Annotated in this window: 23 protein-coding genes; 9 read left to right on the top strand and 14 right to left on the bottom strand. The window is 34.8% G+C overall.

Annotated features, from left to right (window positions below; translation table 11 throughout):
* Positions 1 to 142: 142 nt before the first annotated feature.
* Together U9R83_RS08645 and U9R83_RS08640 are read right to left on the bottom strand one after the other, a co-directional pair.
* Positions 143 to 1171, bottom strand: coding sequence for a serine hydrolase domain-containing protein (locus tag U9R83_RS08645; RefSeq protein ID WP_243549084.1), 1029 nt, complete (start codon positions 1169 to 1171; stop codon positions 143 to 145).
* A gap of 88 nt (positions 1172 to 1259) precedes the next feature.
* Entirely contained in the window at positions 1260 to 1829 is a 570-nt protein-coding gene (locus U9R83_RS08640) for a MarR family winged helix-turn-helix transcriptional regulator (protein ID WP_140450623.1), read from the bottom strand.
* 243 nt (positions 1830 to 2072) lie between these two features.
* Between U9R83_RS08640 and lgt the strand changes: the two genes are divergently transcribed.
* The 3 genes from lgt to U9R83_RS08625 all read left to right on the top strand — a co-directional run bounded on the left by lgt (position 2073) and on the right by U9R83_RS08625 (position 5613).
* Entirely contained in the window at positions 2073 to 2888 is an 816-nt protein-coding gene (gene lgt, locus U9R83_RS08635) for a prolipoprotein diacylglyceryl transferase (protein WP_328575196.1), read from the top strand.
* Between the two features lie 245 nt (positions 2889 to 3133).
* Positions 3134 to 4180, top strand: coding sequence for a YeiH family protein (locus U9R83_RS08630; protein WP_243549080.1), 1047 nt, complete (start codon positions 3134 to 3136; stop codon positions 4178 to 4180).
* Between the two features lie 473 nt (positions 4181 to 4653).
* Positions 4654 to 5613 (top strand): aldolase catalytic domain-containing protein, encoded by a 960-nt coding sequence (locus U9R83_RS08625; RefSeq protein WP_034264917.1) that lies wholly within the window; start codon positions 4654 to 4656, stop codon positions 5611 to 5613.
* Positions 5614 to 5919: 306 nt separating this feature from the next.
* Here the strand turns inward: U9R83_RS08625 and U9R83_RS08620 are convergent, their stop codons facing one another.
* On the bottom strand, positions 5920 to 7929 hold the full coding sequence (locus U9R83_RS08620; protein WP_226555674.1) for a beta-galactosidase: 2010 nt from the start codon (positions 7927 to 7929) through the stop codon (positions 5920 to 5922).
* A 41-nt stretch (positions 7930 to 7970) separates the two neighbouring features.
* Complete coding sequence (locus U9R83_RS08615; RefSeq protein ID WP_220376204.1) at positions 7971 to 9311, bottom strand: MFS transporter; 1341 nt, start codon at positions 9309 to 9311, stop codon at positions 7971 to 7973.
* Positions 9312 to 9702: 391 nt separating this feature from the next.
* On the opposite strand from U9R83_RS08615, the gene U9R83_RS08610 reads away from it, so the two are divergent.
* Positions 9703 to 10944, top strand: a complete 1242-nt coding sequence (locus U9R83_RS08610) for a helix-turn-helix domain-containing protein (protein ID WP_115653562.1) — start codon at positions 9703 to 9705, stop codon at positions 10942 to 10944.
* 68 nt (positions 10945 to 11012) lie between these two features.
* Here the strand turns inward: U9R83_RS08610 and U9R83_RS08605 are convergent, their stop codons facing one another.
* From U9R83_RS08605 to U9R83_RS08580, 6 genes are all read right to left on the bottom strand, one after another.
* Entirely contained in the window at positions 11013 to 11348 is a 336-nt protein-coding gene (locus U9R83_RS08605) for a L,D-transpeptidase (RefSeq protein ID WP_115653561.1), read from the bottom strand.
* 119 nt (positions 11349 to 11467) lie between these two features.
* On the bottom strand, positions 11468 to 12730 hold the full coding sequence (locus U9R83_RS08600) for a glycosyl hydrolase family 18 protein (RefSeq protein ID WP_115653560.1): 1263 nt from the start codon (positions 12728 to 12730) through the stop codon (positions 11468 to 11470).
* A 593-nt stretch (positions 12731 to 13323) separates the two neighbouring features.
* Positions 13324 to 13755, bottom strand: a complete 432-nt coding sequence (locus U9R83_RS08595; protein WP_116740993.1) for an ATP-binding protein — start codon at positions 13753 to 13755, stop codon at positions 13324 to 13326.
* 117 nt (positions 13756 to 13872) lie between these two features.
* Positions 13873 to 14562, bottom strand: coding sequence for a Na-translocating system protein MpsC family protein (locus U9R83_RS08590; protein WP_209368800.1), 690 nt, complete (start codon positions 14560 to 14562; stop codon positions 13873 to 13875).
* Between the two features lie 139 nt (positions 14563 to 14701).
* Positions 14702 to 14917, bottom strand: a complete 216-nt coding sequence (locus U9R83_RS08585) for a hypothetical protein (protein ID WP_182421102.1) — start codon at positions 14915 to 14917, stop codon at positions 14702 to 14704.
* A 177-nt stretch (positions 14918 to 15094) separates the two neighbouring features.
* Complete coding sequence (locus tag U9R83_RS08580; RefSeq protein ID WP_014460656.1) at positions 15095 to 15790, bottom strand: Na-translocating system protein MpsC family protein; 696 nt, start codon at positions 15788 to 15790, stop codon at positions 15095 to 15097.
* Between the two features lie 351 nt (positions 15791 to 16141).
* On the opposite strand from U9R83_RS08580, the gene U9R83_RS08575 reads away from it, so the two are divergent.
* The gene (locus U9R83_RS08575; RefSeq protein WP_182421103.1) at positions 16142 to 16312 is read left to right on the top strand and encodes a hypothetical protein; all 171 of its coding nucleotides are present in this window, start codon (positions 16142 to 16144) and stop codon (positions 16310 to 16312) included.
* Between the two features lie 260 nt (positions 16313 to 16572).
* On the opposite strand, the gene U9R83_RS08570 is transcribed toward U9R83_RS08575, so the two are convergent.
* Complete coding sequence (locus U9R83_RS08570; RefSeq protein ID WP_014460657.1) at positions 16573 to 16890, bottom strand: DUF3243 domain-containing protein; 318 nt, start codon at positions 16888 to 16890, stop codon at positions 16573 to 16575.
* Positions 16891 to 17144: 254 nt separating this feature from the next.
* Here U9R83_RS08570 and U9R83_RS08565 point away from each other — a divergent pair, with 254 nt between their 5' ends.
* Positions 17145 to 17549 (top strand): hypothetical protein, encoded by a 405-nt coding sequence (locus U9R83_RS08565; RefSeq protein WP_115653556.1) that lies wholly within the window; start codon positions 17145 to 17147, stop codon positions 17547 to 17549.
* A 235-nt stretch (positions 17550 to 17784) separates the two neighbouring features.
* On the opposite strand, the gene U9R83_RS08560 is transcribed toward U9R83_RS08565, so the two are convergent.
* Together U9R83_RS08560 and U9R83_RS08555 are read right to left on the bottom strand one after the other, a co-directional pair.
* The gene (locus U9R83_RS08560) at positions 17785 to 17949 is read right to left on the bottom strand and encodes a hypothetical protein (protein WP_243549078.1); all 165 of its coding nucleotides are present in this window, start codon (positions 17947 to 17949) and stop codon (positions 17785 to 17787) included.
* Positions 17950 to 18201: 252 nt separating this feature from the next.
* Positions 18202 to 18576, bottom strand: coding sequence for a cupredoxin domain-containing protein (locus U9R83_RS08555; RefSeq protein WP_042992197.1), 375 nt, complete (start codon positions 18574 to 18576; stop codon positions 18202 to 18204).
* A 316-nt stretch (positions 18577 to 18892) separates the two neighbouring features.
* Between U9R83_RS08555 and U9R83_RS08550 the strand changes: the two genes are divergently transcribed.
* Together U9R83_RS08550 and U9R83_RS08545 are read left to right on the top strand one after the other, a co-directional pair.
* Positions 18893 to 20323 (top strand): PQQ-dependent sugar dehydrogenase, encoded by a 1431-nt coding sequence (locus U9R83_RS08550; RefSeq protein ID WP_243549076.1) that lies wholly within the window; start codon positions 18893 to 18895, stop codon positions 20321 to 20323.
* A gap of 351 nt (positions 20324 to 20674) precedes the next feature.
* Positions 20675 to 21238 (top strand): hypothetical protein, encoded by a 564-nt coding sequence (locus U9R83_RS08545; protein ID WP_209368794.1) that lies wholly within the window; start codon positions 20675 to 20677, stop codon positions 21236 to 21238.
* A 19-nt stretch (positions 21239 to 21257) separates the two neighbouring features.
* Here U9R83_RS08545 and U9R83_RS08540 read toward each other — a convergent pair whose 3' ends face one another.
* On the bottom strand, positions 21258 to 22853 hold the full coding sequence (locus U9R83_RS08540) for an acetolactate synthase large subunit (RefSeq protein WP_209368791.1): 1596 nt from the start codon (positions 22851 to 22853) through the stop codon (positions 21258 to 21260).
* 355 nt (positions 22854 to 23208) lie between these two features.
* Between U9R83_RS08540 and U9R83_RS08535 the strand changes: the two genes are divergently transcribed.
* Positions 23209 to 23853 (top strand): glycosyltransferase, encoded by a 645-nt coding sequence (locus U9R83_RS08535; RefSeq protein ID WP_328575195.1) that lies wholly within the window; start codon positions 23209 to 23211, stop codon positions 23851 to 23853.
* Positions 23854 to 24113: the final 260 nt, after the last annotated feature.

Raw genomic sequence — 24113 nt, 5'->3', positions numbered from 1 at the left:
AAAATGTACGGAAAGACAAAAATCTTCTATTCCTTGCAAACCTTAATGATAATAGCACGGTTTCCTCAAAAAAAGAAGCATATTCTATGCTTCTTGAAGGTCGGTCATATTCGGCCATATTCTTTCAAATTGTCTTCCATCCTTATATATCTTTTGAATTTTGGAGGCTTTCTAATAAAGACATTCCTATATGCTCATCATTATTTCTACCTAGTCTATAATTAGCCAAAACGACGGAAGCAACTTTCTTTTCTTTATCAATCCCTAAAAATGAGCTGAAGCATCCGGTTCCACCGCCGTGCAACATCACATTATTGTTTTTCTTTAAAAGCAACCACCCAAGACCCATATCAAACTGCTTTGTTCCATTACCGTGTTTTTTATGACAAAAAGACAGATATGGTTTACCTTCGTACATATTTATCTTTGCGTATTTAAGTAGATCGTCAGCGGTTGAGGATACTGCCCCTGCAGGTGATATAAAGTTTTCTTTGTCCCACTGCCAGTTGCCGCAATCATTATTTTTGCGGTCATAACCCTGTAAATTATTATTTGAAGCGCCTAAACAAGTATCCTTTAGTCCAAGCTCATTAAGAAGAAAGTCATTCATAGTATCCCAATACCCCTTGCCCGATATCATTCCCAACACGTATCCAATAAGGGATATACCGAAATTGGAATATTTCCATGAATAATCTACTTCTTTCAATTTACTTTTTTCGATTAGCATCTTCATTTTGTTAAAATCCATATGTAACGGATTATTTTTATTCAAATCACTTCCCCCAAAAATGAAACCTAAAATTATTTTAAAATATTCCCGTTTATTTAAAGGTAAGCTTCCTGAATATCCAGAAGAGTGAGTAGCGAGGTGGAGCAATGTAGGATAATACGTGTCTTCTTTAAGTTCTCTTATGTATTTTTGTATAGAATCGTTTAGTGTCAACTTGTTTTCAGATATGTATTTTGATAGCAGCGATACAGTGAAAGTCTTGGTAATAGAACCAATTTCATAATGATATTTTTTTGATGAGTCAATTTCACCGCTCTCATTATAAATTTTTATAATAGACTGATTGTCCCTTACGTAGCCAACGGTTAATTTCAAATGTTTTTTCCCTCTACAGGTCTTATTGATTAATCGTAATGTTTCATCGCTGATTTCAAACATAATGGTTGCTCTCCCTTATCCTTCATTTTGAAAAGCATTAAAAGGATTGATCGATATGCTTTAAGTTAGATTAGCCTATCGAGTTTTTTTATATATTCTTTCTCATATTATCAATTGCTTGAACTCTTCGACTTTCAAGCTCCCTTATTACTCTCAACTGTAATTCATTGTGATCTTCATCCATTTTGATGTTGCCTTCTTCTTCAAATCCGTCATGTTCTTCCCCATCAAAGCTATAAAGTTTCTTTAAAAGCTTCCACATTATTTCCAACTCTTCGGTTGAAAATTTTTTAAAAAGGTCTTCCAAAAAGAAAATTCCTTTTTCTGAAACAACAAGCAGTGCCTCTTTTCCCTCTTTGGTGATTTTCACGTTAACTGCACGTTTATCTTTACTGCTAGGAACTACGTCAACATACCCCTTCTTTTCCATAATGGTAATTAACTGTTTGACGCTTTGTTTTGTAGTTCCTAATTTTCTAGCAATATTATTCAATGTTGTTTCATCTTCAGGTAAATGAGCAATTGCCACCATCGCCATATGCTGTCTTGATGTTAAGAGTTCAAGAGATTGATCTCCTTTCACCTGGACTTTATTTGCCAGAGAAAATAAGGTAGCGTAAGTTTGCTGCATTAAAAAAAGCTCTCTATAAATATCCATATCCACCCTCCATTTTAGACAGTATATTGTCTAAAATGATAGTATATTTTGGTAATTAAGTCAATATACTGTTTATTTTAATTTTGACTATTCTGTTACACTAAAGTAGGCAAAGAAATAGTGGCCGTTCGTAAGCAAAAGTTGTCCTTTCTTTATCTAATTAGATATACTAAAAAAGCACTCTAATTTAATACTACTCTAAAAAAATGTAAGAAAACCGATATGAAGTAAAGGAGAAAAAACATGAACCAACACACACAACCTTTAAACCCTATCGCCTTCCACCTTGGTCCACTTGAGGTCCATTGGTATGGAATTATCATAGGAATAGGAGCTTTCTTAGGCTTTTTGTTAGCCTCGAAAGAAGGAAAGAAACGAGGTATCTCTTCAGAAACCATCTCTGATTTACTTCTGCTAGCACTACCCATTGCTATCGTTACTGCTCGAATTTACTACGTACTTTTTGAATGGAGTTATTATAAAGACCGCCCAGGCGAAATTATAGCAATTTGGCATGGAGGCATAGCTATTCACGGTGGAATTATTGGATCTGTATTAACAGCTATATGGTTTTGCAGAAAAAAGAATCTTTCTTCTTGGAAAATGGCTGATGTTTTAGCTCCTAGCTTATTATTAGGCCAAGCTATTGGCCGGTGGGGAAACTTTATGAATCAAGAAGCACATGGCGGACCTGTTACACGTCATTTTTTAGAAGCTTTACATTTACCAGATTTTATTGTTAATCAAATGTATATCAATGGAACTTATTATCATCCTACATTCCTCTATGAATCACTTTGGAACATAATAGGTGTTCTTGTCCTGATTGTACTAAGAAAATCCTTGTTAAAAAGAGGAGAAGTCTTTCTTACTTACCTACTATGGTATTCAATAGGACGATTTTTTGTAGAGGGATTACGTACGGATAGCTTAATGCTAACTTCTCATATCAGAATAGCTCAGCTAGTTTCTTTCCTTTGCGTGCTAGGCAGTTTGATCCTGCTATGGTATAGACGTAAAAAAGGCTTAGCAACTAGTAAGGCTGTCTCTCTCTCATAAGCACATATATTTTTGTATGGATAATTTTTTAAAGAATTAAAGGATAAAAACGTACAAAAGGAGCAAGTTGATTTTCAGTAACTCTGAAGATCAAGTTGCTCTTTTTTTGTTTAATTTATTAATATTTTTAATCATAATCATGATTTATCTATATTTTACTAATAACAAAGTGTCTTTTATAGTTAAATCATACACTTCTTGTGTGAAGCCGCGCTTGATAAGAATTCATATTGGAGATGAAATGTATGATAAATATAAATAAAGCCCAAAAGCGGACTGTATTCTTACGAACAAATACCCGGACGTCATCTAATATTTCTTTATGGGCTGGAGGAATTGCTTTTACTTTTCTTTTTGCTTTACTTGCTTATGGCTTAGCGAAAGTCCCGGGGTTTAATCAGATCGGTCCACTAGCCTGTTCAATTATAATGGCAGTAATCTATCGTCAAATTTGGGGGTACCCCGAAAAAATAAGATCTGGAATTCAATTTTCTTCTAAAAAGCTGTTGCGTTATGCAATTATTTTATATGGCTTAAAGCTAAATATTGATGTTGTTATTCATCACGGGCTAGGATTGTTATTTCGCGATGTGGGAACGGCTATATTTGCGATTGTTTTAACAATTTTTCTAGCCAAATGGATGAAAGCAGATCGTGGTCTATCCCTTCTTTTAGGGATAGGAACAGGAATATGCGGTGCTGCAGCTATCGCAGCTGTTTCTCCCATTATAAAAGCAAAAGAAGAAGATACAGCTATCGGAGCAGGTGTTATTGCTTTAGTTGGAACTCTATTTGCGATTGGATATACCATTTTAAGACCTTATATACATTTAACGAATATCCAATATGGGATTTGGTCAGGCGTTGGTCTCCATGAAATTGCCCATGTAGCTCTAGCTGCAGCACCGGCTGGACGCGATGCCCTAGCTATTGGCCTGTTGGCTAAGTTAGGCAGAGTGCTTTTACTTGTGCCATTAAGCTTTATCTTAATGTATTGGATGAAGCGAACAGGAAAAATTGAAGCTGGTACGAAGATTGAATTCCCTTGGTTTTTAATAGGGTTTATAACTATGAGTGTCTTTGGGAGTTATGTCGTAGGCAAGCACCTTATCATACCCAAAACGATCATGGCTGATATTTCAACTCTAACCACGTTTCTTTTAACAATGGCTATGGTTGGCTTAGGGTTAAATGTAAGTATGAAGGCTCTTCGAACAAAAGCATTAAAGCCGTTGATTGCGATGTTTATTACCTCTATACTCTTATCATTTCTTACGTTTTTGACGATGTAAAGACAAGTAAATTAAGATGATTAAGTAACAACTAATACTTCCTATACAACTGTTAATGTGAAAAACATTTCTTATTTTTTATGTTTTAAATCTCTTCTCAAATTTATGGATCAATTATAGAGCAATCTAAACCTATAACCTAGATACTAATGGCAGTTCCCTCCTTAATAAGCAGTTTCACTTAAAAAACAATCTTTATTGCAGTAAGTAGTGATGTAAGATGCGCTGTGTTTGTATATACTAGGGGTTGTACTGCTGAACTTGATGTTGTTTTAAGAGCATCAAGCGGATGAAAAGCCAAAGCATCTCCTACCCATGGAATACAGTAAAGCAGAGACACATTTAGAAAATACATTGACGCCTCTGAATCAGTCATGGTATAAACACAATAGGAGAGTTTAGTGCTTAAAAGCATAAAAGCGATAAAGGTTAGAATAATACATAAATAGACGACATAGGAGGAAATAAATACCATGGAACATAATAGCAAAATTATAGACTGTACCATTCGTGACGGAGGTTTAATTAATAATTGGGATTTTAGCGTTGAATTTGTGCAAGACTTATATAACGGCCTAAGCGCAGCCGGCGTTGAATATATGGAGATTGGTTATAAAAATTCACCTAAGCTTCTTCAAGCAACTGAGCCCAATCCATGGAGATTTCTTGACGATAACTTTCTCAAAGAAATTATCCCTGAGAAAAAGTTCACGAAGCTATCTGCTTTAGTAGATATCGGGCGTGTAGATCCAAATGACATCCTGCCCCGTGAGCAAAGTATGTTAGATATGATTCGAGTGGCATGCTATATTCGCGAAGTAGATAAAGGCTTAGAGCTTATAAAAATGTTTCACGATTTGGGCTATGAGACTTCACTTAACATTATGGCACTATCTAGCGTACCGGAAAATCAGCTTATTGAAGCATTTGAAATGGTAAAGAAAAGCCCTGTAGATGTTGTATATATCGTTGACTCCTTTGGAAGCCTAGACCCTGCGGATATTGAGCATCAAGTGAAAAAGTTTCAAGCCATGATTCCTAGCAAACAGCTTGGGATCCATACGCATAACAACATGCAGCTAGCTTTTGCTAATACATTAACTGCGATGCGTAATGGAGTTACATTCCTTGATTCATCTGTTTATGGTATGGGCCGTGCAGCTGGTAACTGTAACACAGAGCTGCTTGTTAGCTACATACCAAAACCAAGCTATGAGATGAAGCCGATTCTTGGCGTAATTGAAAAGCATATGCTTGAAATGCGTCAAAAGTGGGAATGGGGCTATATCATTCCTTACATGATTTCTGGTGTACTGAATGAACATCCACGTGTTGCTATGGCTTACCGTGATAGCGAGGATCGTGACAAATTCGTAGATTTTTATGACAAAGTAACGTCTCCAGAAGTTACTACGTCTCCAGCATCAAAATAAGTTAAAATGCTAAAAGTACCTCTGTTAACCGGGGTACTTTTTTATGTGCTAAAAGCCTAGGATTGTATACATAAATAAGGAACTTAAATTACCATAAGCGATCACTCTATATTATTTGAATTGCTTGAGTGTGAATGAATTCCAAGAGGCCATAGGAATATCTAGAGCTACTCTATAACACGAAATAAGAAAAGAACAAACCTCCTGGCTTAAAGGGGATGCTCTTTTCTTATTTTGTTTATTCTTCATTTCAGATAAATAATTCAACTACTCATTTGCCTTTTAAAAAACTATTTATTCTCCTCTTTATTTACCTTCCTCAATGATGATAACATCCCAAGGTTTTACTTTTATGATCTGATTAATCCCTATTTCTTCTTCTGTAAATAGCTCTATTCCAGTATGATGCGGATATTTGAAGGACGTAGGAGAATCAGAATAATTCAAGTAGTAATGAATTGTCTTTCCACTTTGATTCACGCCTGATTTAATAATTAACGGGAATTGCAGCTCTTGATTTACTCCCCATATTCCAGCTTCTCTTATGCTGTGTTCCATTATCTTCTTCATAATGACGGGGCTCGGTATACAACCAATGTAGATAGCAATGCCTTTTCCGTACTGATTTTGAGTAACTGCTGCATATTCACCCCAATGAGGATGGTCATAATAAGCTAGCACTTCTGCTGTTGAAGGAGTAATAAGTTCCATCCATGTTTCGATATAATTATTATCCTCCCCCACTGAAAAAGGGTCATCTTTTAATGAAACATTTTTTGGCTCAACAAACATATTATAGGTAATACCGCAGGCCTCACTGATAATACCTGGCTGACGTGTAGTTCTCACTTTGACATTTTCATCCGTAAATCCGCTTTTAAAGGAATAAACAATATGCCCACCATTTTCCACAAATTTATTTAACCTCTTCAATAGATTGTCAGAAGCGGTATATAATACCGGTACAATTAACAATTTATATCCTTCAATGTTTTCACTATCTGGATATACAAAGTCACACTCAATATTCAATTTGTAAAGTTCATCATACATTATCCTCACTACATCATTGTAGTTCTTGGAAGAGGAAGAATTAAATTTAAACCATTCAATTGCTGTTAATGATTCATTACTAATAAGAATGGCAACTTTATTCTTTTTTTTCAGATTGACTAAATGAGAAGAAAGCCTTTCAAGCTCTTTACCTACTCTTTTCGCTTCATTATATACAGGATTTGGTTCAAAGTCATGACTCAACAATCCCTTCCAATAAGTCTCAAAAGAATTATGGATGGAATGCCAATGCCAGTATGAAACCATATTAGCCCCAGAAGAAAGATGACTGAATGCCTGTAACCTCAATTGACCAGGATAGGGAGTCCAGTTTGTAAAAGCTTGAGCCTCTGTTTCAAGTACTAAATAGTTGTTCCCTTTGGTTGAGCGAGCAACATCACCCCCAAAAGATATTTCAATTCCTGTTAAATCGTCTTGCGATGGATGATAGATATCTACTCCAGTAACATCGAAAGACTTAGATGCTTCGAAATGATCTACCCTTGGTTGTATGCCGTAAGAATACCCTCTCCATTCAAAATCAAAGTTCTGTGTAACAAACTGATTAGGTTGTTTATACTCATTAACAATGGAAACTTGCCAATTTAAGAAATCGGTTACAAGTTTCCGTTGAAATTTGGCAAATTCCGAGCCTAAGCTTCCATTTATTGTTCCAACCACTGAAGGGAAATCTTCCCAACTGTTAATTCGATTACTCCAATAATCAAGGCCAAATTTTTCATTTATATTTTCTAATGATTGAAATTTTTCTCTCATGTATTTTACAAATAATAACTGGACATTAGGGCCTGCGGTATCATAGTGTTTTGTTTCGTTATCTGTTTGATAACCGATGACAGCAGGATGGTCTTTGACTCGTCCAATTAATTTTCGAATAATTCTTTCAGCATAAAATAAATATGTTGGATTTGTGATATCCATAATTTGACGAGCTCCATATCGACCTGGCCCTTCTGCGGTAACCGCCAATACATCCGGATGTTCCTTAGCCATCCACGTCGGAACTGCATAGGTAGGCGTGCCTACAATAACTTTGATTCCAGCTTGATGCATGGCATCTAGTACACGATCAACAGATGTAAAATCGAACACCCCGTTTTGTGGTTCATGGGTACTCCAAGTCGATTCAGCTATTCGTACTACATTAATTCCAGCATCTTTCATCATTTGTATATCTTTTTCTAATCTTTCATAAGGCATATATTCGTCATAATATGCGACCCCATATAAAATCTCTTCCATAATAAATTCATTCTCCTTTTCTCGTTAAAGTAAGTCGTAATTTATCTTTCTTTATATTGCTTGTTAGATAAGTCTGAAACAATTTGAGGATAAATTTTATCGAGATTAAATCGCCACAGAATAAATAGATTTATTATCATAACTAGCGCTGGAACAGCGATAAAAAGTAATACAATCATGCTCAGAACCGAGGAAACCTGAGTAGAAGTACCGCTTATAAATCCTGATGCACCTAACAGCCAGCCAACTATAGCTGAACCTAGTCCCATACCAAGTGTTTGTCCAACTGTTCCTGCGCTAAATAAAATACCCTCCATTCGAATACGGCTAGTCCACTCTCCGTAATCAATGGTATCAGCTAAGAAAGCAAACATTGTTGCTCCAAGCGGTGCCCCACCAATACCCTTTAAAACAGACGCAAATATAATTAATGGTAGATTCGTAGTATCAAATAATGGCAGTAAGATACCTATTAATGTAATAGCTCCACCTACAATAGCGGTATTTCTCTTTCCAATTCGCTTAATAACTGGCGATAGTACTAACAACACAGCAAAAACAGGTAAACTTTGAGCTAAACTAATCCAACTGATTGTCGTTTTATCATGAAGTATGTATTCTGCATAATAGACAGTGATAGTTGAACTTGCAGTAAGATAGACAAAATAAAATAGCAAATAAAAGAAAATCATTAGCCAATATTTGTTTTCAAAAATAGTTTTCAATACTTTTTTAAATTTAATTTTTTCTTTAGGTATATACACTGGTTCAACTCTTTCTTTTGTACCTAAACTGGTTACAATTAAGCATAGTGCTGTAAAAAAGCCGTAAATTCCAAACGTGATAATCCATGCTTGTTGGTTATCACCAAAAAATGCAACAAGAGGTAATGTAATAACCCCAACTAGCATCGAGCCAATAGTTGACAAGAAGTTTCTAAAGATACTCAATACGCTCCGTTCGTAAGAATCTCTAGAAATTAAAGAAACTAGAGATCCATAGGGAATATTACTTGCTTCAAAAATAATATTCACTAAAACGTACGTTACAACAACATAGATGACCTTTCCGTTATATCCAATGTCCGGTACAGTTGACATTAGAAATCCTGAAAGCCCAAATGGAATTGCAGTCCAAAACACCCAGGGCCTTGATTTGCCCATTCTCGTTTGGGTTTTATCTACAAATGTTCCAACAATTAAACCTACAACCGTATCTAATATTCTAACCCCAAACATAATGGTACCTGTTAGTGCTGCAGAGATACCAACTGTATCTGTATAAAAATATGTTAAAAAAGTAACCATCAGAGCGTACATTAAGTTTGTACCAAAATCGCCTAATCCAAAACTAAATCTTTCTGAAAAGCTTATCTTTTCCAAGTCTATATTTATAGATTCCTCTTTCTTTATTTTGGTTACTTGCATAATTATCTTCCCCCGTTCTTTAATCAGCACATTCCACTAGTACCAATTCAATATGATTATTTTTTAATAAGATATAAATAGCTGAGCTGTATTGAATAGGCTTTCATTTAACCCTCCAATTGTTCGCATCTTTAAAAATTATAGCTCGCCCTGATTAGCCACTAGACCTTAAGGTGTACATATAGTGAACCTCCTCTCCATTAATAAAAAGCGCTTACATTCACTGGTGAATTATAAAAGATTATATATAGATTTCTAATAACTTCATGGTAAAATTTCTATAAAAATAGTAATTTAGCATCTTTTTGGGTTAGATTAAAAAGAAGGGTAACGGAGGTAACATGGAATGGATCTTAAATTGAAGTGGGAACATATTGAGTTTAGTTGTAAGCTTATCAATGAAGTAGCGAATATCCCTATTTATGTTATGAGCAAAGATAGGAAACTAGTGATAGAATTTGTATCTAATAAATTCTATAACCCTTTGTATTCTTCAAAAGAGGACTTTTTAAATTCTATAATTGAATTTAATCAGACAGAATTACTTCCTAAAATACAAAGGACAGATTGGCTAGAGAACTGTGTTGTTATTCCTATAGTAGAGAATTATGAACGTTATGGAACAGTCATTTTAGGACCTACCATATTTCCCCAACCTACAAAATCTTCCTTGAAGGAATTAATTGATTTTAATGGGATTAAGAAATCACCAAAAGCTATGGAGGATTATTTACAATCATTGAAAGTAGTAAGCAGTTGGAAGCTCATTCATGCAAGTATGTTGCTATTTTACAATATTTACAACAAAAGGCTAGATTTTAAAGAAATTATCAAAGAAAATTATCTTACAGAAGAGACTAAGATTCTTCAAGATGGAATATCGGACAAGAGTATTGCAGAGATACGTGAAAACGCTACTTTCCACCAAGATCCTATACATGAAAAGCAAATCTATCAATACATTGCTGATGGTAATATAGAGGAAGTATCTCTATACTGGAGAGCTTTTCATCAGAACACAGACTTTCAATTTGGAAGGTTGGCTAAAACAAGTGAGCTTAGGAATCAGAAAAACCAGAAAATTGCATCTGTTACACTAGCAACACGGGCAGCTATTAATGGTGGACTGCACTCTGAAGTTGCCTATACATTAGGAGATCTATATATTCAAGAGCTGGAATTGATTCAAAATATTAAGGACTTAGAAAATTTTATTGAACATGTCATTTATGATTTTACACAGCGAGTAGCTAAGAGTAAAAATATGAAACATTCGAAAATAGTGAGAGACTGCCAAAATTACATCTTTAAGCATATTTACGAGAATTTAACTCTTAGTAAGTTGGCACACCATGTTTTGGTGAATCCAAAATACCTTTCAAATTTATTTAAAAAAGAAGTAGGTATCCCCATTACCACTTATATTCAAAAAATAAAAATTGAGGAAGCAAAAAAGTTAATGTCTTTCTCCAACTATTCCTTACTAGAAATACATGCATTATTGAATTTTACCGATCAAAGCTACTTTACCAAAGTATTTAAAACTCACACTGGCCTCACTCCAAAACAATATAAAAACAAGAAATAGAACAGATAGTCATCTAACAAACTATCTGTTCTATGCTCAATGTAAACGGTGGGTCTCTTCTTAAAGTACTATTTATGTATATAAACCGGTGTTCCAATAGGAACCATAGAAGAAAGTTCTAGAATATCTTCATTGTCCATTCTGACACATCCATGTGACATATCTCTGCCAATAGAGGCTGGATCATTAGTCCCGTGTATTCCATATGTAGGTTTTGACAGTCCCATCCATAAGGAGCCGAATACAGCTGGAGGCGTAGTATCTTTATTAATAATTTTAAATTTTCCAGTTGGAGTTGGAGTGATCATTTTCCCTACAGCAATAGGATATGTCTTTACTAATTTAGCTCCATCATATAGTTTTAATTTATGCTGCTTTATTGAGACATCTATCCTTTTTGCCATGGCAGTACCTCCAACTTCTTATAAGTTACTATAAATAGAATTTTTTTATTGTTAACAACGTATATCGAATAACTATTAACTGAAAAATATCTAAATTGATCCATAAAAACTAGTGCTATTTATACCGTTCTAATAGTAAAAAATTTCTTTAAAAGCCAAGGTCCCGGCGTAAACCCAAGCGTTAATTGCCACGCTCCTATTGCTTGCAAGCCGAATTGACGAACTAACACCATTTTTTCACTCATGCTTCTGACATCTTCAAACCATACTTCATGCATCTGTCCTGCTTGATCTTTGTACCGAAAAAATGGAGATTTGTACTCCTTTGAATATTGAATGGGAGACTGATATCTCATCGCTGTTTTAATCGCATTTTGATTGGATATAGCGGGTGCTACCGTGCCAGGCTTGTAAGGAATTGACCAATTATATCCATACAAAGGGACTCCGATGATAAGTTTTCTTCGCGGAACACTTTTTATCGTAAATTCTACTGTTCTTTTTACTTCAGTAATAGGTGCAACAGGCCCCGGATCGCTGCCTGCATGATGCCAGTCATATGCCATAATGAACATATAGTTAACAACGGCCCCTATTCCCCCGTAATCATATCCTTTTAACCAAGGGATATCTTCGCTCGTCTTGGCTGGAACCGCTATGGTCAGCACGTACCCTGCAGGTTTTAAACGTTCACCCAGCTGACGTAAAAATCCTGTAAAAAGATCTCTATCCTCGGCCTTTACACGTTCAAAATCAATATTCACCCCGCCGTATCCTTTTCTAGATACTAAATAAAAAATATTATTAACAAGATTGTTTCTGGCCTGAGGATTATTTAAAACTTGATGGGCAAGATCAGAACTAAATCCTTCAGAAGTTAGATTAGTAATCGTAACTAACGGTGTAACTCGGTTTTTCCAAGTCGTTTCAATCGCTACTAAATCGTTTAAATCATTCATAATATCTCCATTGCTGCCAAAATGATATTCAAAGATAGAAATGGACGAGGAATAAGTCGCAAAATCAGTAATTAAATCACGATCTAATTCTGGATTTCGAACGGCATAATACTCCAGTGTACCTGCAATATAGTCTGATATATTAGGAATTTTTATTTTCATTCCCACCTGCAAATAATTATAATGGACTGAAGGATTAGCTCTTTTTAATTGTTCTAAGGATACATAAGCTTTTTTAGCAATACTCCTCATCGTATCACCAGGTTGAACTGTGTATACATAAGAAGCTATAAGTAAGGCTTGACCTGGAACAATATTTGTTTCTTCTAACCCATTCACGCTCCTAAGCTGCGCAATGGAATAATCATATCTCCTGCTTATTGAAGACAACGTATCCCCAGGTTGAACTATATGAACAAACATGTTTTCTCCTCCTATGTACTCTTTATCGAATTATGTTTTATTTCGTGACAAATTTAAAGAAGCCATTCAATAAATGTATATGAGTATTGTTTGTTTATATAACTGAGTTAAGTGAAGGGGAACCTCTTTACACACTCCCCTCCTCTATTGCTCCTCTAATACGGGTAGAAATGTTCCAGAGATTATACCAAAATCTATGTATCATAAATGTATGTTTTTGGTGTACTTGAAAAAGGCTGTTTTTTGTCAGATAGGATTATATTAAGAAATAAAAAGAGCAAGCTCTCTAGCGTGAGAGTTTGCTCCTTCCATTTAACGATTAAATGGAAGCGCTCCTAATTTTCTACACCTTTTTCTCATGTTTCTAAGCCTCTTGTGATTACTGCGGAGAAAAATTTTTGTCCTACTGCTAAGAGTTAATAGAGGAGAAGCACATACTGAAGGTATCAACTCAAGCCTGTGAAATATCTTAACCGTATCCTAGAGCAGGATCATCAGGGGATGATATTTTTAGAAGCTATCTCCTATTCAATAAAGGAGTCTTTTGTAAAGAGGAAGTCAGTTCTTTCTTAACCTTTTAACTTGTGCTCCTTTTACTTATTTCTTTTTTTCCATTTTATAACCTCGATGTTAACGCCATGGTCTTCTTGAGATGATATGGTGAATTCGTCCATTAATTTTTTTACACCTGATAAACCAACACCTAACCCTCCTGATGTTGTGTAGCCACTCTCCATCGCTTTTTGGACATTTTTAATGCCTGGTCCTTTATCTATGGCTATTATTTTGAGACCTATTTCAAGTTGATTCTCTATTATTTCCATTATAATTTTTCCCGTAGTGGCATATTTATATATATTTCTGGACAATTCTGAAATAGTCGTAATAATTCGGGCTTGATCAAGTGTGCTGAAGCCTAAGCAGTTAGAGAACATCCGCCCTTTTTGACGCGCTTCTACTATATCCACTTCAGTGTGTATCTCAACAGTTAAAGGTTCCTTTCCTTCATCCGATTGAAATAGCATAATTATCACTACTTTCTTTATTTTAATAGTAGTAAAAAAACAATAGGCCAAAAAGAAAGGTTATATGACCTTTCTTTTTGGCCTACATCTAGTTCAGTGCCTAGCTTATCAGTGCCGTTATGAAGTTGGGTTTAAAATCAGAAGAATCGTACTTTTATCTTTATGAAAGTCCCACGCGACTAGTACATCTGTTACCTTTGAATCTAAAATCACTTCTAATGATTGACTATGTTCATGAAGCAGCTTTTTTTCAAGATTTCTTTTAGCCAATGTAAGGTTTTCTTCAAACCCTAACTGCACTAATTCTTTCTCTACATTTACCATAATACCTTCCCTGATTATGAGGAGTGTTCTCTCATCTAATAAATAAGAAGAAACATCTTGAGGGAGTTTTTCTGCTTTTCGAGTCACTTCCTCGACTTCTTTATGCAGCAATTTCTGATTTTTATAGGAATGATTGATTATATTTTCTTTATCAGAATGGAGCATGATAAACATGCCAGACTGCAGCTCTAAATTCCAATCATAATAAAATTCTTCAATATCTACATGTATATTCAATTTTATATATCCTTTTATCTCTTCAATTAAAGTCTCCATTAACAAATCACGTGTTTTTTGAACATAGATAACTTGTCCCTTGTCTAACAAAGCCTTTTCTAAAGGTAATAAAAAGGCTTTAAAATAAACGGTTATAAAAGGAGGAGAAATGACGGTGAATACACCTCCAGGACCTCTTCCAAAGTTTTCACGAAGTAACCTTCCCATATAACTACTTAATTCTTTTTCCAGTTTCGTTTTATCCATAGATGGTGCACCTAGTTTCTAGTTTCATAAGGTATACTATTCGTGATGTTTTATGAAAACTCCTTCTTCATCATAAGATCATTTTCGGTAATAAGAATTCACTTTTTACAAAGTGTAAACGAGGCATACTAGTATATCTTTAATAGATTGGTTTCTGTTTACCTTTGTATTTTCTGTGTTTAAAGATTCTTCTTTTATTTGAAATTCCAATTTTACTTCCATAGATAATGGTACTTAAAAGTATTATATCCTTGCTAATTTCTTCTTTGTATAATTCATTGTCATACTTTTGGTAATCCTGCAACAATCGACGAAGCTCTTTTATAAACAATACAATCTCATGATTATCAGCCATACCGATCAAATCCTTTCTGTTAGCACATCCTATTTTCAGATGTTATTTTAGGGAATTATTCCGTTACAAAAGGACTTCCTCTTTTTAGACAACAAAAATAAGCCGAAAAAGAAAAGGTATGAGCTTTTCTTCCTCGGCTTATGTTTGGCACAATGTGTCCAACTCATTACTGCCTCATTAATTTTTGGGTTTTAGGATAAGCGTAATAATACTATTATCCTTTTCAAAATCCCAATCCACAAAAATATCAAGAATGTCTGCATTTAATATTTCATCATAGTCATCGTTTTGTCGTAAGATTCCTTTTTCCAAAGGGCGTTTAGAGATGCGTAAGGTGTCGTCAAAACCCAACGAAATTAGCTGCTTTTCAATAGCCACCAGTATTCCTTCTCTTACGATGACCAATGTACGATCACTTAATTTATATGAAGAGATTTTCTCAGGCCCTTTTTGTGCAATTTCACTCATCTTTATAATCCGATCATGAATGGCTTGTTTTCCTGGGTAAGGGTCACCCTCAGTCAAATCGGCTTTCAAATCGTCCAGACAAACTCCCACAAAAATTCCGGAGTGATGATCTAAATTCCAATCATAATATAAGTGCTGGATGTCAAGGTCAGTAATCCCTTTGATTTGCCCAGTGATTTGAGGTTCAAGAGTCTTTACTAAAAGCTCTCTTGTAGTCATAACCTGAAGTTCTTCATTCTGGTTTAACAGTACTTGTTCCATCGGCGATACAAAGCCACTGACATAAATAACAACATAAGGTTCATAAATCGTAACATGAACAGCCTCGGGGCCTTTTCCAAAGTTATCTCGTAACAATTTGCCCAAGTTATTCGCCAATTTTGTTTGCTGAGCCTTAATATCCATATTTCTTCATCCTTTATTAAGAAAGAAGCATCATATCCTCTTTCCATCATTTTATTGTACCATTACGAACGAATAATTTAAATATACAGAATAAATAAAAATAATTTGTTACTTCATGTTTAACCGAATTATAAACGTTCAAAACCTCTTCTTTCTATTGCTTGGGACGTATTTTAAGTGTCACCGAAAAATACGAATCCGTTGGATTCGTATTGCTGTTTTCATTGAACTCCCCCCACTTAGCAAGCTTGAAGTAGGGAATTCCTAAAATCTATTATTGTTGAGGAAATATAGCTTTATCTTTTAATTGATGCATCGCAGGGACATACTAAAAATAAAAAGAGGTGCAGCATGAAAGAGAAAAAAGAACCACAACTCAGAAGTGGCGAGATAGAAAATGCGGAACTAAAAGGCTGTTATGGAACGGATCCTGAAACTAGCCTTCAATCCGTTAATTTTGCTACGACAGAGAACCCATACTTAAATGAGCATTATCAGGAAGATTCTAAAGAAAATGAATAAAGAGTGAAGAAAATAACCGATCTTTGTTTCTTTTCTGTAGTTATACAATTTTATTAAGTTGTCAATAAAAGGGGTTGCAGATAACATATTTCGATTTCGGCTTATTCTTACTTCTGCAACGATATTACCTGACACATAACCATTATAAAGAGCCACTTGTTTTACGCAAGTGGCTCTTTGCTATGTTGATTATACACTTGAACCACTAACAAATAATGAAAAAAAGCAATCTATAATCGATTTAGATTATTCTTTTTAGATTATTCTTTGACTAATTTAACAAGCATATGAGCAAGATGATGTTGTTCTTCCTCGTTTCCAACTTTCCATAACTCATGTAACAAGTATTGCTCTTCATTTTGTGGCTCCTCATGGGTTGCGAGATAGTCAGCTATTTTTTTAGCTGCTAGAGCTAATTGATTATCATTTAACCCTAGTTTCTCACCTTTTGTGACTTTATCTCCTAAGTAACTTTTAAATTCGTTAAAACTAGAAAGGATGTTGTCTTTCTTCTCTTGACTCATTTCATTTAGTTTATCCTCTACTTTATTTTCAACGGTTTCAGTATTATTGTTCATTTTTCATTCTCCTTCCAATTAAGTATCAATGTTCTTATATGGTAAATCCCCCATTTACAGGTATATAAACATTTCGCAGCCTACTCATATATTAAGTAGAATAATAGTAAACCTTGAATAAAACTCGAGTATTTGTAATAAAGTTTAGTAAAAAACCTTTTTGATAACAGGATGTATTTCTTAGAATGTTAACAACCTAGGTTAGTTCCACAAAACTTAATGGGTTATTTAGATGAGGAACGGAGTGAATACGAATGAGTTTAGCTACTTATATAGGTTCGAACGTAGAATTACCTATTAATAAGGAAATAGATGATTTAGTTACTATTGGGAGTTGCTTTTCAGATGAAAGAAATCGATTAAACATAAAGAAACACCAATTTACTACCCTCTATGTTTATGAAGTTGCAAGTGACTGGGGAATTGAAATTACAGAATATATGAATAAGAGCAGGCGCAAAGAATCAAAAGAGAAACTAATTGCACTATGCAAATTGATGGACCGCTATCTTAAGTCAGGAGACTTTTTTGAATTGTATAGTTGTTGGGTAGGAGAAGAAGCTGAAGAGCAAAAGAGGAAATTAACGTTAAACATCCATTACTTTGACATTGACGATATTGACATGCCGGAAAAAACATTAGTTAGAATTGAAAAGTGAGTTCGCCCTATTATTATGGTGAAATTACCCTTATATAGTATACATAAAAACAGAAAAACTCCCTTAAGGCCTTAAGGGAGTTTTTCTGTTTAGTTAAATATTAAGGGTGTAATTGCTTGCTACTTACATATCATTTAATATTTTTGTAGATATTTATTATAACCTATCAAATGATCTCGGGAAAGCAAAAAATGAAAGCGATTACTTTGGATTTGAAATAATAAAAAAACTTTTATTATTCGTTTCCTGGCACAGCATTAGAAACCATAGAAGTGTCTCCAGTATAATACTTATGCGGATAAGGATCAGAAGGCTTAGCAGGCTTTGTTACAAACTCTTTCTCAAGATCAGCTAATTCCTCTGATACCTGTTCGAAATCATTTGATTGATTATCACTCATATAAAATTCCTCCTTTTAATTAAACAAAGCCCATTGCGCATTAAGGATACGTTTTTTAATAATGTGGATATAAATGCTGTTTTTATTCTATACTTTTCTGTGCCTTTTCTTCACTTAGTATATATTTCAAATTAATATTTATTACTTTTTTGAACTTGTGAATGATTTATTTGTACCTTTAAAATCCATTATGTTAACTAAGAAAGTATGCTATATTCACTTCAAAAAGCAGAGACCGATGGGCCCTGCTTGTTATTTGACTATCACTTTCCCTACCATTCCACTATTAAAATGGTACCTACATATCAGTTCATATGTACCGGGATTTTGTGGTTTCACGGTAATGGTTTTTTCTTTTCCAGGCTGGACTTCAGCGTCAATTCCGAGTTTTTCTACTGTGAAGGTATGCTCTTTCTGACCTTTATTTTTCAATATCAATGTTATCGTTTTTCCACTTGGGATAGTGATGGTTTCTGGATTAAAGTAATCATCGTTCAATTGAACCTCCATGGCTTTCTGTCTTACCACGTCCGATTCGGCCAAAACGCCGAGTGCCCCTGAAGTTATCACACCGATAACCATCGCAAACAAAATGACCCATCCCGTTAACCACTTTTTCATAGACATTTGCAATCACTCCTTTCCTAAGCCATATTCTTTTCCAATTTATAAAATAATATCAATATTTTTTGTGAATTAAGTATTATGTTTCCTTAGTCACAATTTCCGGAAAGTACAAATAGTTAGGAAAGTTGAGAGAATCGTGAGTGCTAAGAGAAGAAAATTGCAGACTTAATCAGGAATAAATAAGTTTTATGAAAGAAGCTTCTCGATTAGGTCTCTCAATTAAATTGCAGCACTTTATAAAATAGTATTGATACTAATAGAACAGTTTCAATCATATTCTTATAAGAGAAAACATTAAAAAGGAGTGTCAAGTTAGTTGATAAAAGCTAAGGTTAGTTTACGGCCTATTATTAGTAAGATAAATTTACCTACCGTTTTGAAAACAGCTATACTTCCCGGTGACTCACTTGAAAGCTTATTTATTGCAACCCAAGTAGGAGAGATCTTTTACATAAGAGACGGCGCTATACGGACTTTTTTAGATATTGGCTCACAAATCATAAAATTGGGTACGTCTGAACCAGGTGTTTCTCGTGGGGGATATGATGAACGAGGATTGCTGGGGCTAGCGTTTCATCCAGAATTTTATTATAACGGTCTGTTTTATCTTCATTACTCAGTAGCTGGAACACAAGGACCAGGTGCACTTTCTGAACATTTTAAGCCTAACCCATGTGATCCTAAAACTTCAAACCGAAAGTGGATAAATAGAGAAACTAAATATGATCATATTGATACAGTGGAAGAATGGATTTTCCAGGAAAATGGGCAACCTCAAAAAAGACGGACGTTACTTAACTTAAGAAGACCATTTTTTAATCATAATGGTGTCAACAGCTTAAGCTTTTCACCTGAAACTGGAAAACTTATCTTAACAATCGGAGATGGCGGATCAGGATATGACCCCTTTAATTTAAGTCAGGATGATATGGAGATTTTCGGAAAAATAATTGAAATTGATGTAAGTAAAAATACATTCATCCATAATCCACCCGCAGTCACACGTTTTAATGAACTTCCTTCACCTATTCAGGAAACCCTTACGCTCATTGCCAAAGGAGTTCGCAATATAACGGGCATTTCATTTCAAAGATTTTATAATCAGTACATCAAATATGTGGGAAATGTTGGACAGGATGTGGTAGAGTCGATTTTTTCATTCGTTCATTATAAACCAATACCTGTTCCTCAACTTATTCAGGCTTCTTTAATGAGAGCTAAACTCAGCCAAGAAGGGTTTATTAACCTTGGCTGGCGGGGATGGGAAGGAACTTTCCCTACTTCGTTTATAAGGAGGTGTTCTGAAAATCCGGCCTTGGATGAGAAAATAATTGCTTATTACGATGAAGCAGTAAAAACTTCAGCGAGACGTCTTCAGCCTTTAACTAGTTATTTTCATAAAGATCCCCGTCCCAATAAATTTGGAGGAACCTCCCTTACTGGAGTTCAGCCATATATGGGAAGTAAAATCCCTAGCTTAACAGGAAGCGTTATGTTTACCGATATTGCCCAGGTTAAAGAATCTCAATCTCCAGTTAGAGGAGTTTTAGCTTATACCAAGGCAAGTACAGATTGTAAGCTAAATGATTTTAGTGTTGTGGAAATTGATTATAATTTTGGTTCTCAATCAGCTTACTACGTTAGTTTGGGAACGAACCTGAATCAAACCAGGCTTTATTTAGGAGTTTATGGCTCTATGAAAGTGTCTGACTTTAATCAAGGTACTGTTTTTGAAATTGTTCCATGATTTACATTTATAAAATTCGACTGGACATTGATTTTCTCCCAAAAATTGTAGCTTAATTTTTTCAGCAGCTATTTTATAGGAATGAGCAAATGAACTTTCTAGAAAATAAGAAAGCCTTTAATCAATAAAGCCCATAAAAGATTCATTTTATGGGCTACAGTACATACCTTTAAAAAGATAAAGAAATTTATCTTAACGGATACGACCTATTTCTGTAAAAATAAATGCGACTTATTAGTGCTCCCTCTTAATTTCTTTATATATTACATGTAAGAGTTGATATATCGGGCAGTGGTCTAAATCGACCTTTACTCCCTTATAATGTAAAAACAGTTAACAGAGGTGAAATTCATGTACTTTTTAAAATCTCTTTCAAATGAAGTAAAATCTACGCGGCTTCTTTTTAATAGACTATCTAAAACTAAGCAGCTTGTATCGGGCGCTCTTTTCGCCAGCTTAGCAGCCCTTTTTCAATCAGCAGGAGGTTTCTTACCGGGAATAGGAGTTTTCATTAGTCCATTATCTACTGCACCCATTCTTTTTTGTTTTATACTTTCGCTCCCTCTAGGGTTTCTTACCTATATACTAACAAATCTGCTTCTTCTGATTATCCAGCCAAGTGAACTTATTATTTTTCCTTTTACAACAGGAATATTGGGAGTGGGCATAGGAACTGCTTTTTACTTTTTTAAAAAGAGATTGTACATTATTATAAGTGGGGCCACCCTATTAACTGTTGGGATTATTACTTTATTGTACGGTTTCAAATTCCCAGTACTAGGTCCTGTGATTTCCAATAATTTTTCTCTTTCTACTACTGGTTTAATTTTTGTATTTACTTTCCTTTATAGTTGGATTTGGGTTGAGCTCAGCTTAGCTTATTTAAAAAAATTAAAAACATTTATTTTCTTTTAAAATAATGGAGAAATCGCAATTAGCTTTTTAGAAGAACGTCAATTAGGACAATCTCATCTGAATTTTTTAAGGCTCTTTTCATTATATTTTCAAATTCAACTAAACTATTTGCATGTTCTCCTTTAATTCCAAAGCTGGTTGCCAGTTGAACAAAATCTGGGTTTGTAAAAGTTACTCCATAGCTCTTACCAAACTTTTTGTTCATCATTTCCTGCTCTATTTTTAATGTGGAGTCGTTTAAAACAATAATGATGAACGAAAGCCCTAAGCGCTTTGCCGTCTCTACTTCTGCAAAATTCATTAAAGCTCCTCCATCTCCAGTAATACAAATAACTGGATCATTAGGACAGGCTAGTTTAGCCCCAATTGAGCCTGGTAAAGCAATACCCATGGAAGCTAGACCATTTGATATAATGAACTTGTTAGCGTTTTTGGGTTGGTAAGTTCGAGCTATAGATACTTTATGAGCTCCCACATCTGAAATCACAATTGTTTCCTCTGAAGAGAGCTTGTCAATGCTATGCAAGATATTCTCGATTGTCAAAGGCAGTAACTTGGTATCTATCTCTTTCTTTTCAATATGATAGGATTGCTTAATTTGTTTCTGGAGATTGCCAGAGGGTATCCAGGGTTTAGAAGGTATATCCAGCTGATTGAATACTCGTAAAGTCTGCTTTATATCTCCAACCAATTCCACTTTTACAGGATAATATTCATCTATTTCTGCCGGCAAAGTATCTATGTGTAAAATTGGTGTTTTTTCCGTGTTCCATTTTTTGGGTAACTTCTCGACGAAATCAAACCCAATTACAATAAGTAGATCAGCTTCCTTTAAGCCTGCTAACACTTCATCTTTCTCATTAAATCCAAACGTAAAGAAATTTTGTGGATGATTTTTAGACAATACACCTTTAGCCATATAACTATGGGTAACCGGTGATTGAAGGCGTTCAATAAATAGTTGAAGCTCATCCACGGCTTCCTGTCTAACAACGCCGTTACCGATAATAACAAAAGGTCTCTTATACTGCTTAATAAGAGTATTGGCAGCCTGAATGGACTCCATGATAGGTATGCTTACGGGTATAGATGTAGGTGAAATAGGTTTAATGGGAACGATTTGAGTTGCTAAGTCTTCTGGCAATTCTACTACTACAGGCCCTGGCTTTTCCATTTGTGCAACTTTAAATGCTTTTCGAATAATCTCAGGAAGCGTTTGTGCATCTTTTATTTGAACACGCCACTTCGTTGCTGGTTCTACCATTTTAATAATGTCCATATATTGATGTGACTCTTTATGCTGTCTCCCCAAAGCAGCCTGTCCCGTTAATGCTACAACAGGGGAATGGTCTAGCTTTGCACTAGATATACCTGTCAATAAATTAGTAGCTCCAGGTCCTAATGTTGATAAACATACTCCTACTTTGTTTGTTAACCTTCCGTATACATCTGCCATAAAAGCGGCTCCTTGCTCATGCCGCACATTCACGAATTGAATCTGTTTAGAGTTGGATAAAGAATCAATAAAATCCAATGTCTCTTTACCAGGTATTCCGAAAATATATTGAACTCCCTCATTTTCTAAACATTGAACAAGTGTGTCCGTCACTTTCATATTGTTCGACCTCTCTTTAGATAGTATTCTGACAAGCTTATGTGAAAGAAATAGCTCATTAATTCTTATCTCGTTTTTTCTATTTTTAACTAACCGAAATCGTAAATATATGGAATGAAATCATACTCACTAACTATTGTTTATAGTGTTACCATTAGGTCCTTATGTTAAATACATTTTTTAGATAATATATAAATAACTGGATGATTCAACCTTTCATCCGTGTGAGCTGGTTGGCAGCGTGACAATAGTCTAGAAAGAATTATTATTAGAAAGTAACATTTTAAGGAATGTAAAAAATCCCATATACAAATAATAAGCCGAATACTCGTATAAATTGGAAGGAGCGGCTTTTATGAAAAGATTATTATGGATGGGAGTTATGTTGTTATTTTCGCTAAATATGCTGGTTGAACCAAGTAGTGCTCGTGCTGAAGCACAAGAACATCGTGTTAGTCAACCTCAGGTAACGTTTGAAAATGAATTCAGAAGACTTTGGATGGATCATGTATTGTGGACAAGTAATTATATTACAAGTGCAACAACAGCAGCATCTGAAGACCAAAAACAGGTGTTAGCAAGGTTATTAAAAAATCAGGAAGATATCGGGAATGCTGTGAAGCCGATATACGGGGAGAAAGCTGGGAACAAACTTACGGCTTTGCTTAAGGAACATATTGTGATTGCTGGCAAGATTGTAGATGCGGCTAAAACGGGCAAGAAAGCCTTGGTGAATCAATTAAACAAAGAATGGTATCGAAATGCTGATGATATAGCAGCGTTCCTTAGCCAGGCTAACCCTTATTTAAAAAATGAAGATTTGAAAAAATTACTGTATATGCATCTAAAATTAGTGACAAATGATTTATCTGCAAGCTTAGAAAAAGATTGGGAAGCAAGAATCGTTGCAATTGATGAAGGAGTATCACATATTATCTTAATGGCAGATACTATATCTGCGGGAGTTGTGAAGCAGTTTCCAAAGAAATTTAATAAATAATTTTAACAATATCCAGTATTATTTGAAATTTCTTCATAAAACACTGTACCTGTAAGGGCTCTTTTGCTTGATGACTCTAAGAAACCTTATGCTCACTAAACAGGTTCACCTAGATATTCTGCATAAAGCGTTATAACCAAAGGTTTATTAAATTTAAACACTGGGTATTATCAAATCAAGACGATGTGTTTAGAGTACCGCCCGTGCATAGGGTGTGTCCTTCTCTATTCTATAAAAAATGGCGCCTCCAACGGCGTCAT

The sequence above is a fragment of the Priestia sp. LL-8 genome (assembly GCF_036227845.1).
Taxonomy (GTDB): Bacteria; Bacillota; Bacilli; order Bacillales; family Bacillaceae_H; genus Priestia; species Priestia zanthoxyli.
This window is presented reverse-complemented; position numbering and strand designations above follow the sequence as displayed.

Coding starts and splice junctions, on each gene's coding strand:
- U9R83_RS08580 (WP_014460656.1), bottom strand. CDS start 15,790: ATGGATATTAAGGCTCAGCAAACAAAATTGGCGAATAACTTGGGCAAA.
- U9R83_RS08565 (WP_115653556.1), top strand. CDS start 17,145: ATGAGTTTAGCTACTTATATAGGTTCGAACGTAGAATTACCTATTAAT.
- U9R83_RS08590 (WP_209368800.1), bottom strand. CDS start 14,562: ATGGATAAAACGAAACTGGAAAAAGAATTAAGTAGTTATATGGGAAGG.
- U9R83_RS08605 (WP_115653561.1), bottom strand. CDS start 11,348: ATGGCAAAAAGGATAGATGTCTCAATAAAGCAGCATAAATTAAAACTA.
- U9R83_RS08570 (WP_014460657.1), bottom strand. CDS start 16,890: ATGAACAATAATACTGAAACCGTTGAAAATAAAGTAGAGGATAAACTA.
- U9R83_RS08535 (WP_328575195.1), top strand. CDS start 23,209: ATGAAAAGATTATTATGGATGGGAGTTATGTTGTTATTTTCGCTAAAT.
- lgt (WP_328575196.1), top strand. CDS start 2,073: ATGAACCAACACACACAACCTTTAAACCCTATCGCCTTCCACCTTGGT.
- U9R83_RS08585 (WP_182421102.1), bottom strand. CDS start 14,917: ATGGCTGATAATCATGAGATTGTATTGTTTATAAAAGAGCTTCGTCGA.
- U9R83_RS08625 (WP_034264917.1), top strand. CDS start 4,654: ATGGAACATAATAGCAAAATTATAGACTGTACCATTCGTGACGGAGGT.
- U9R83_RS08555 (WP_042992197.1), bottom strand. CDS start 18,576: ATGTCTATGAAAAAGTGGTTAACGGGATGGGTCATTTTGTTTGCGATG.
- U9R83_RS08595 (WP_116740993.1), bottom strand. CDS start 13,755: ATGCTATTTCAATCGGATGAAGGAAAGGAACCTTTAACTGTTGAGATA.
- U9R83_RS08645 (WP_243549084.1), bottom strand. CDS start 1,171: ATGTTTGAAATCAGCGATGAAACATTACGATTAATCAATAAGACCTGT.
- U9R83_RS08640 (WP_140450623.1), bottom strand. CDS start 1,829: ATGGATATTTATAGAGAGCTTTTTTTAATGCAGCAAACTTACGCTACC.
- U9R83_RS08600 (WP_115653560.1), bottom strand. CDS start 12,730: ATGTTTGTTCATATAGTTCAACCTGGGGATACGTTGTCTTCAATAAGC.
- U9R83_RS08575 (WP_182421103.1), top strand. CDS start 16,142: ATGAAAGAGAAAAAAGAACCACAACTCAGAAGTGGCGAGATAGAAAAT.
- U9R83_RS08560 (WP_243549078.1), bottom strand. CDS start 17,949: ATGAGTGATAATCAATCAAATGATTTCGAACAGGTATCAGAGGAATTA.
- U9R83_RS08610 (WP_115653562.1), top strand. CDS start 9,703: ATGGATCTTAAATTGAAGTGGGAACATATTGAGTTTAGTTGTAAGCTT.
- U9R83_RS08620 (WP_226555674.1), bottom strand. CDS start 7,929: ATGGAAGAGATTTTATATGGGGTCGCATATTATGACGAATATATGCCT.
- U9R83_RS08540 (WP_209368791.1), bottom strand. CDS start 22,853: ATGAAAGTGACGGACACACTTGTTCAATGTTTAGAAAATGAGGGAGTT.
- U9R83_RS08630 (WP_243549080.1), top strand. CDS start 3,134: ATGATAAATATAAATAAAGCCCAAAAGCGGACTGTATTCTTACGAACA.
- U9R83_RS08545 (WP_209368794.1), top strand. CDS start 20,675: ATGTACTTTTTAAAATCTCTTTCAAATGAAGTAAAATCTACGCGGCTT.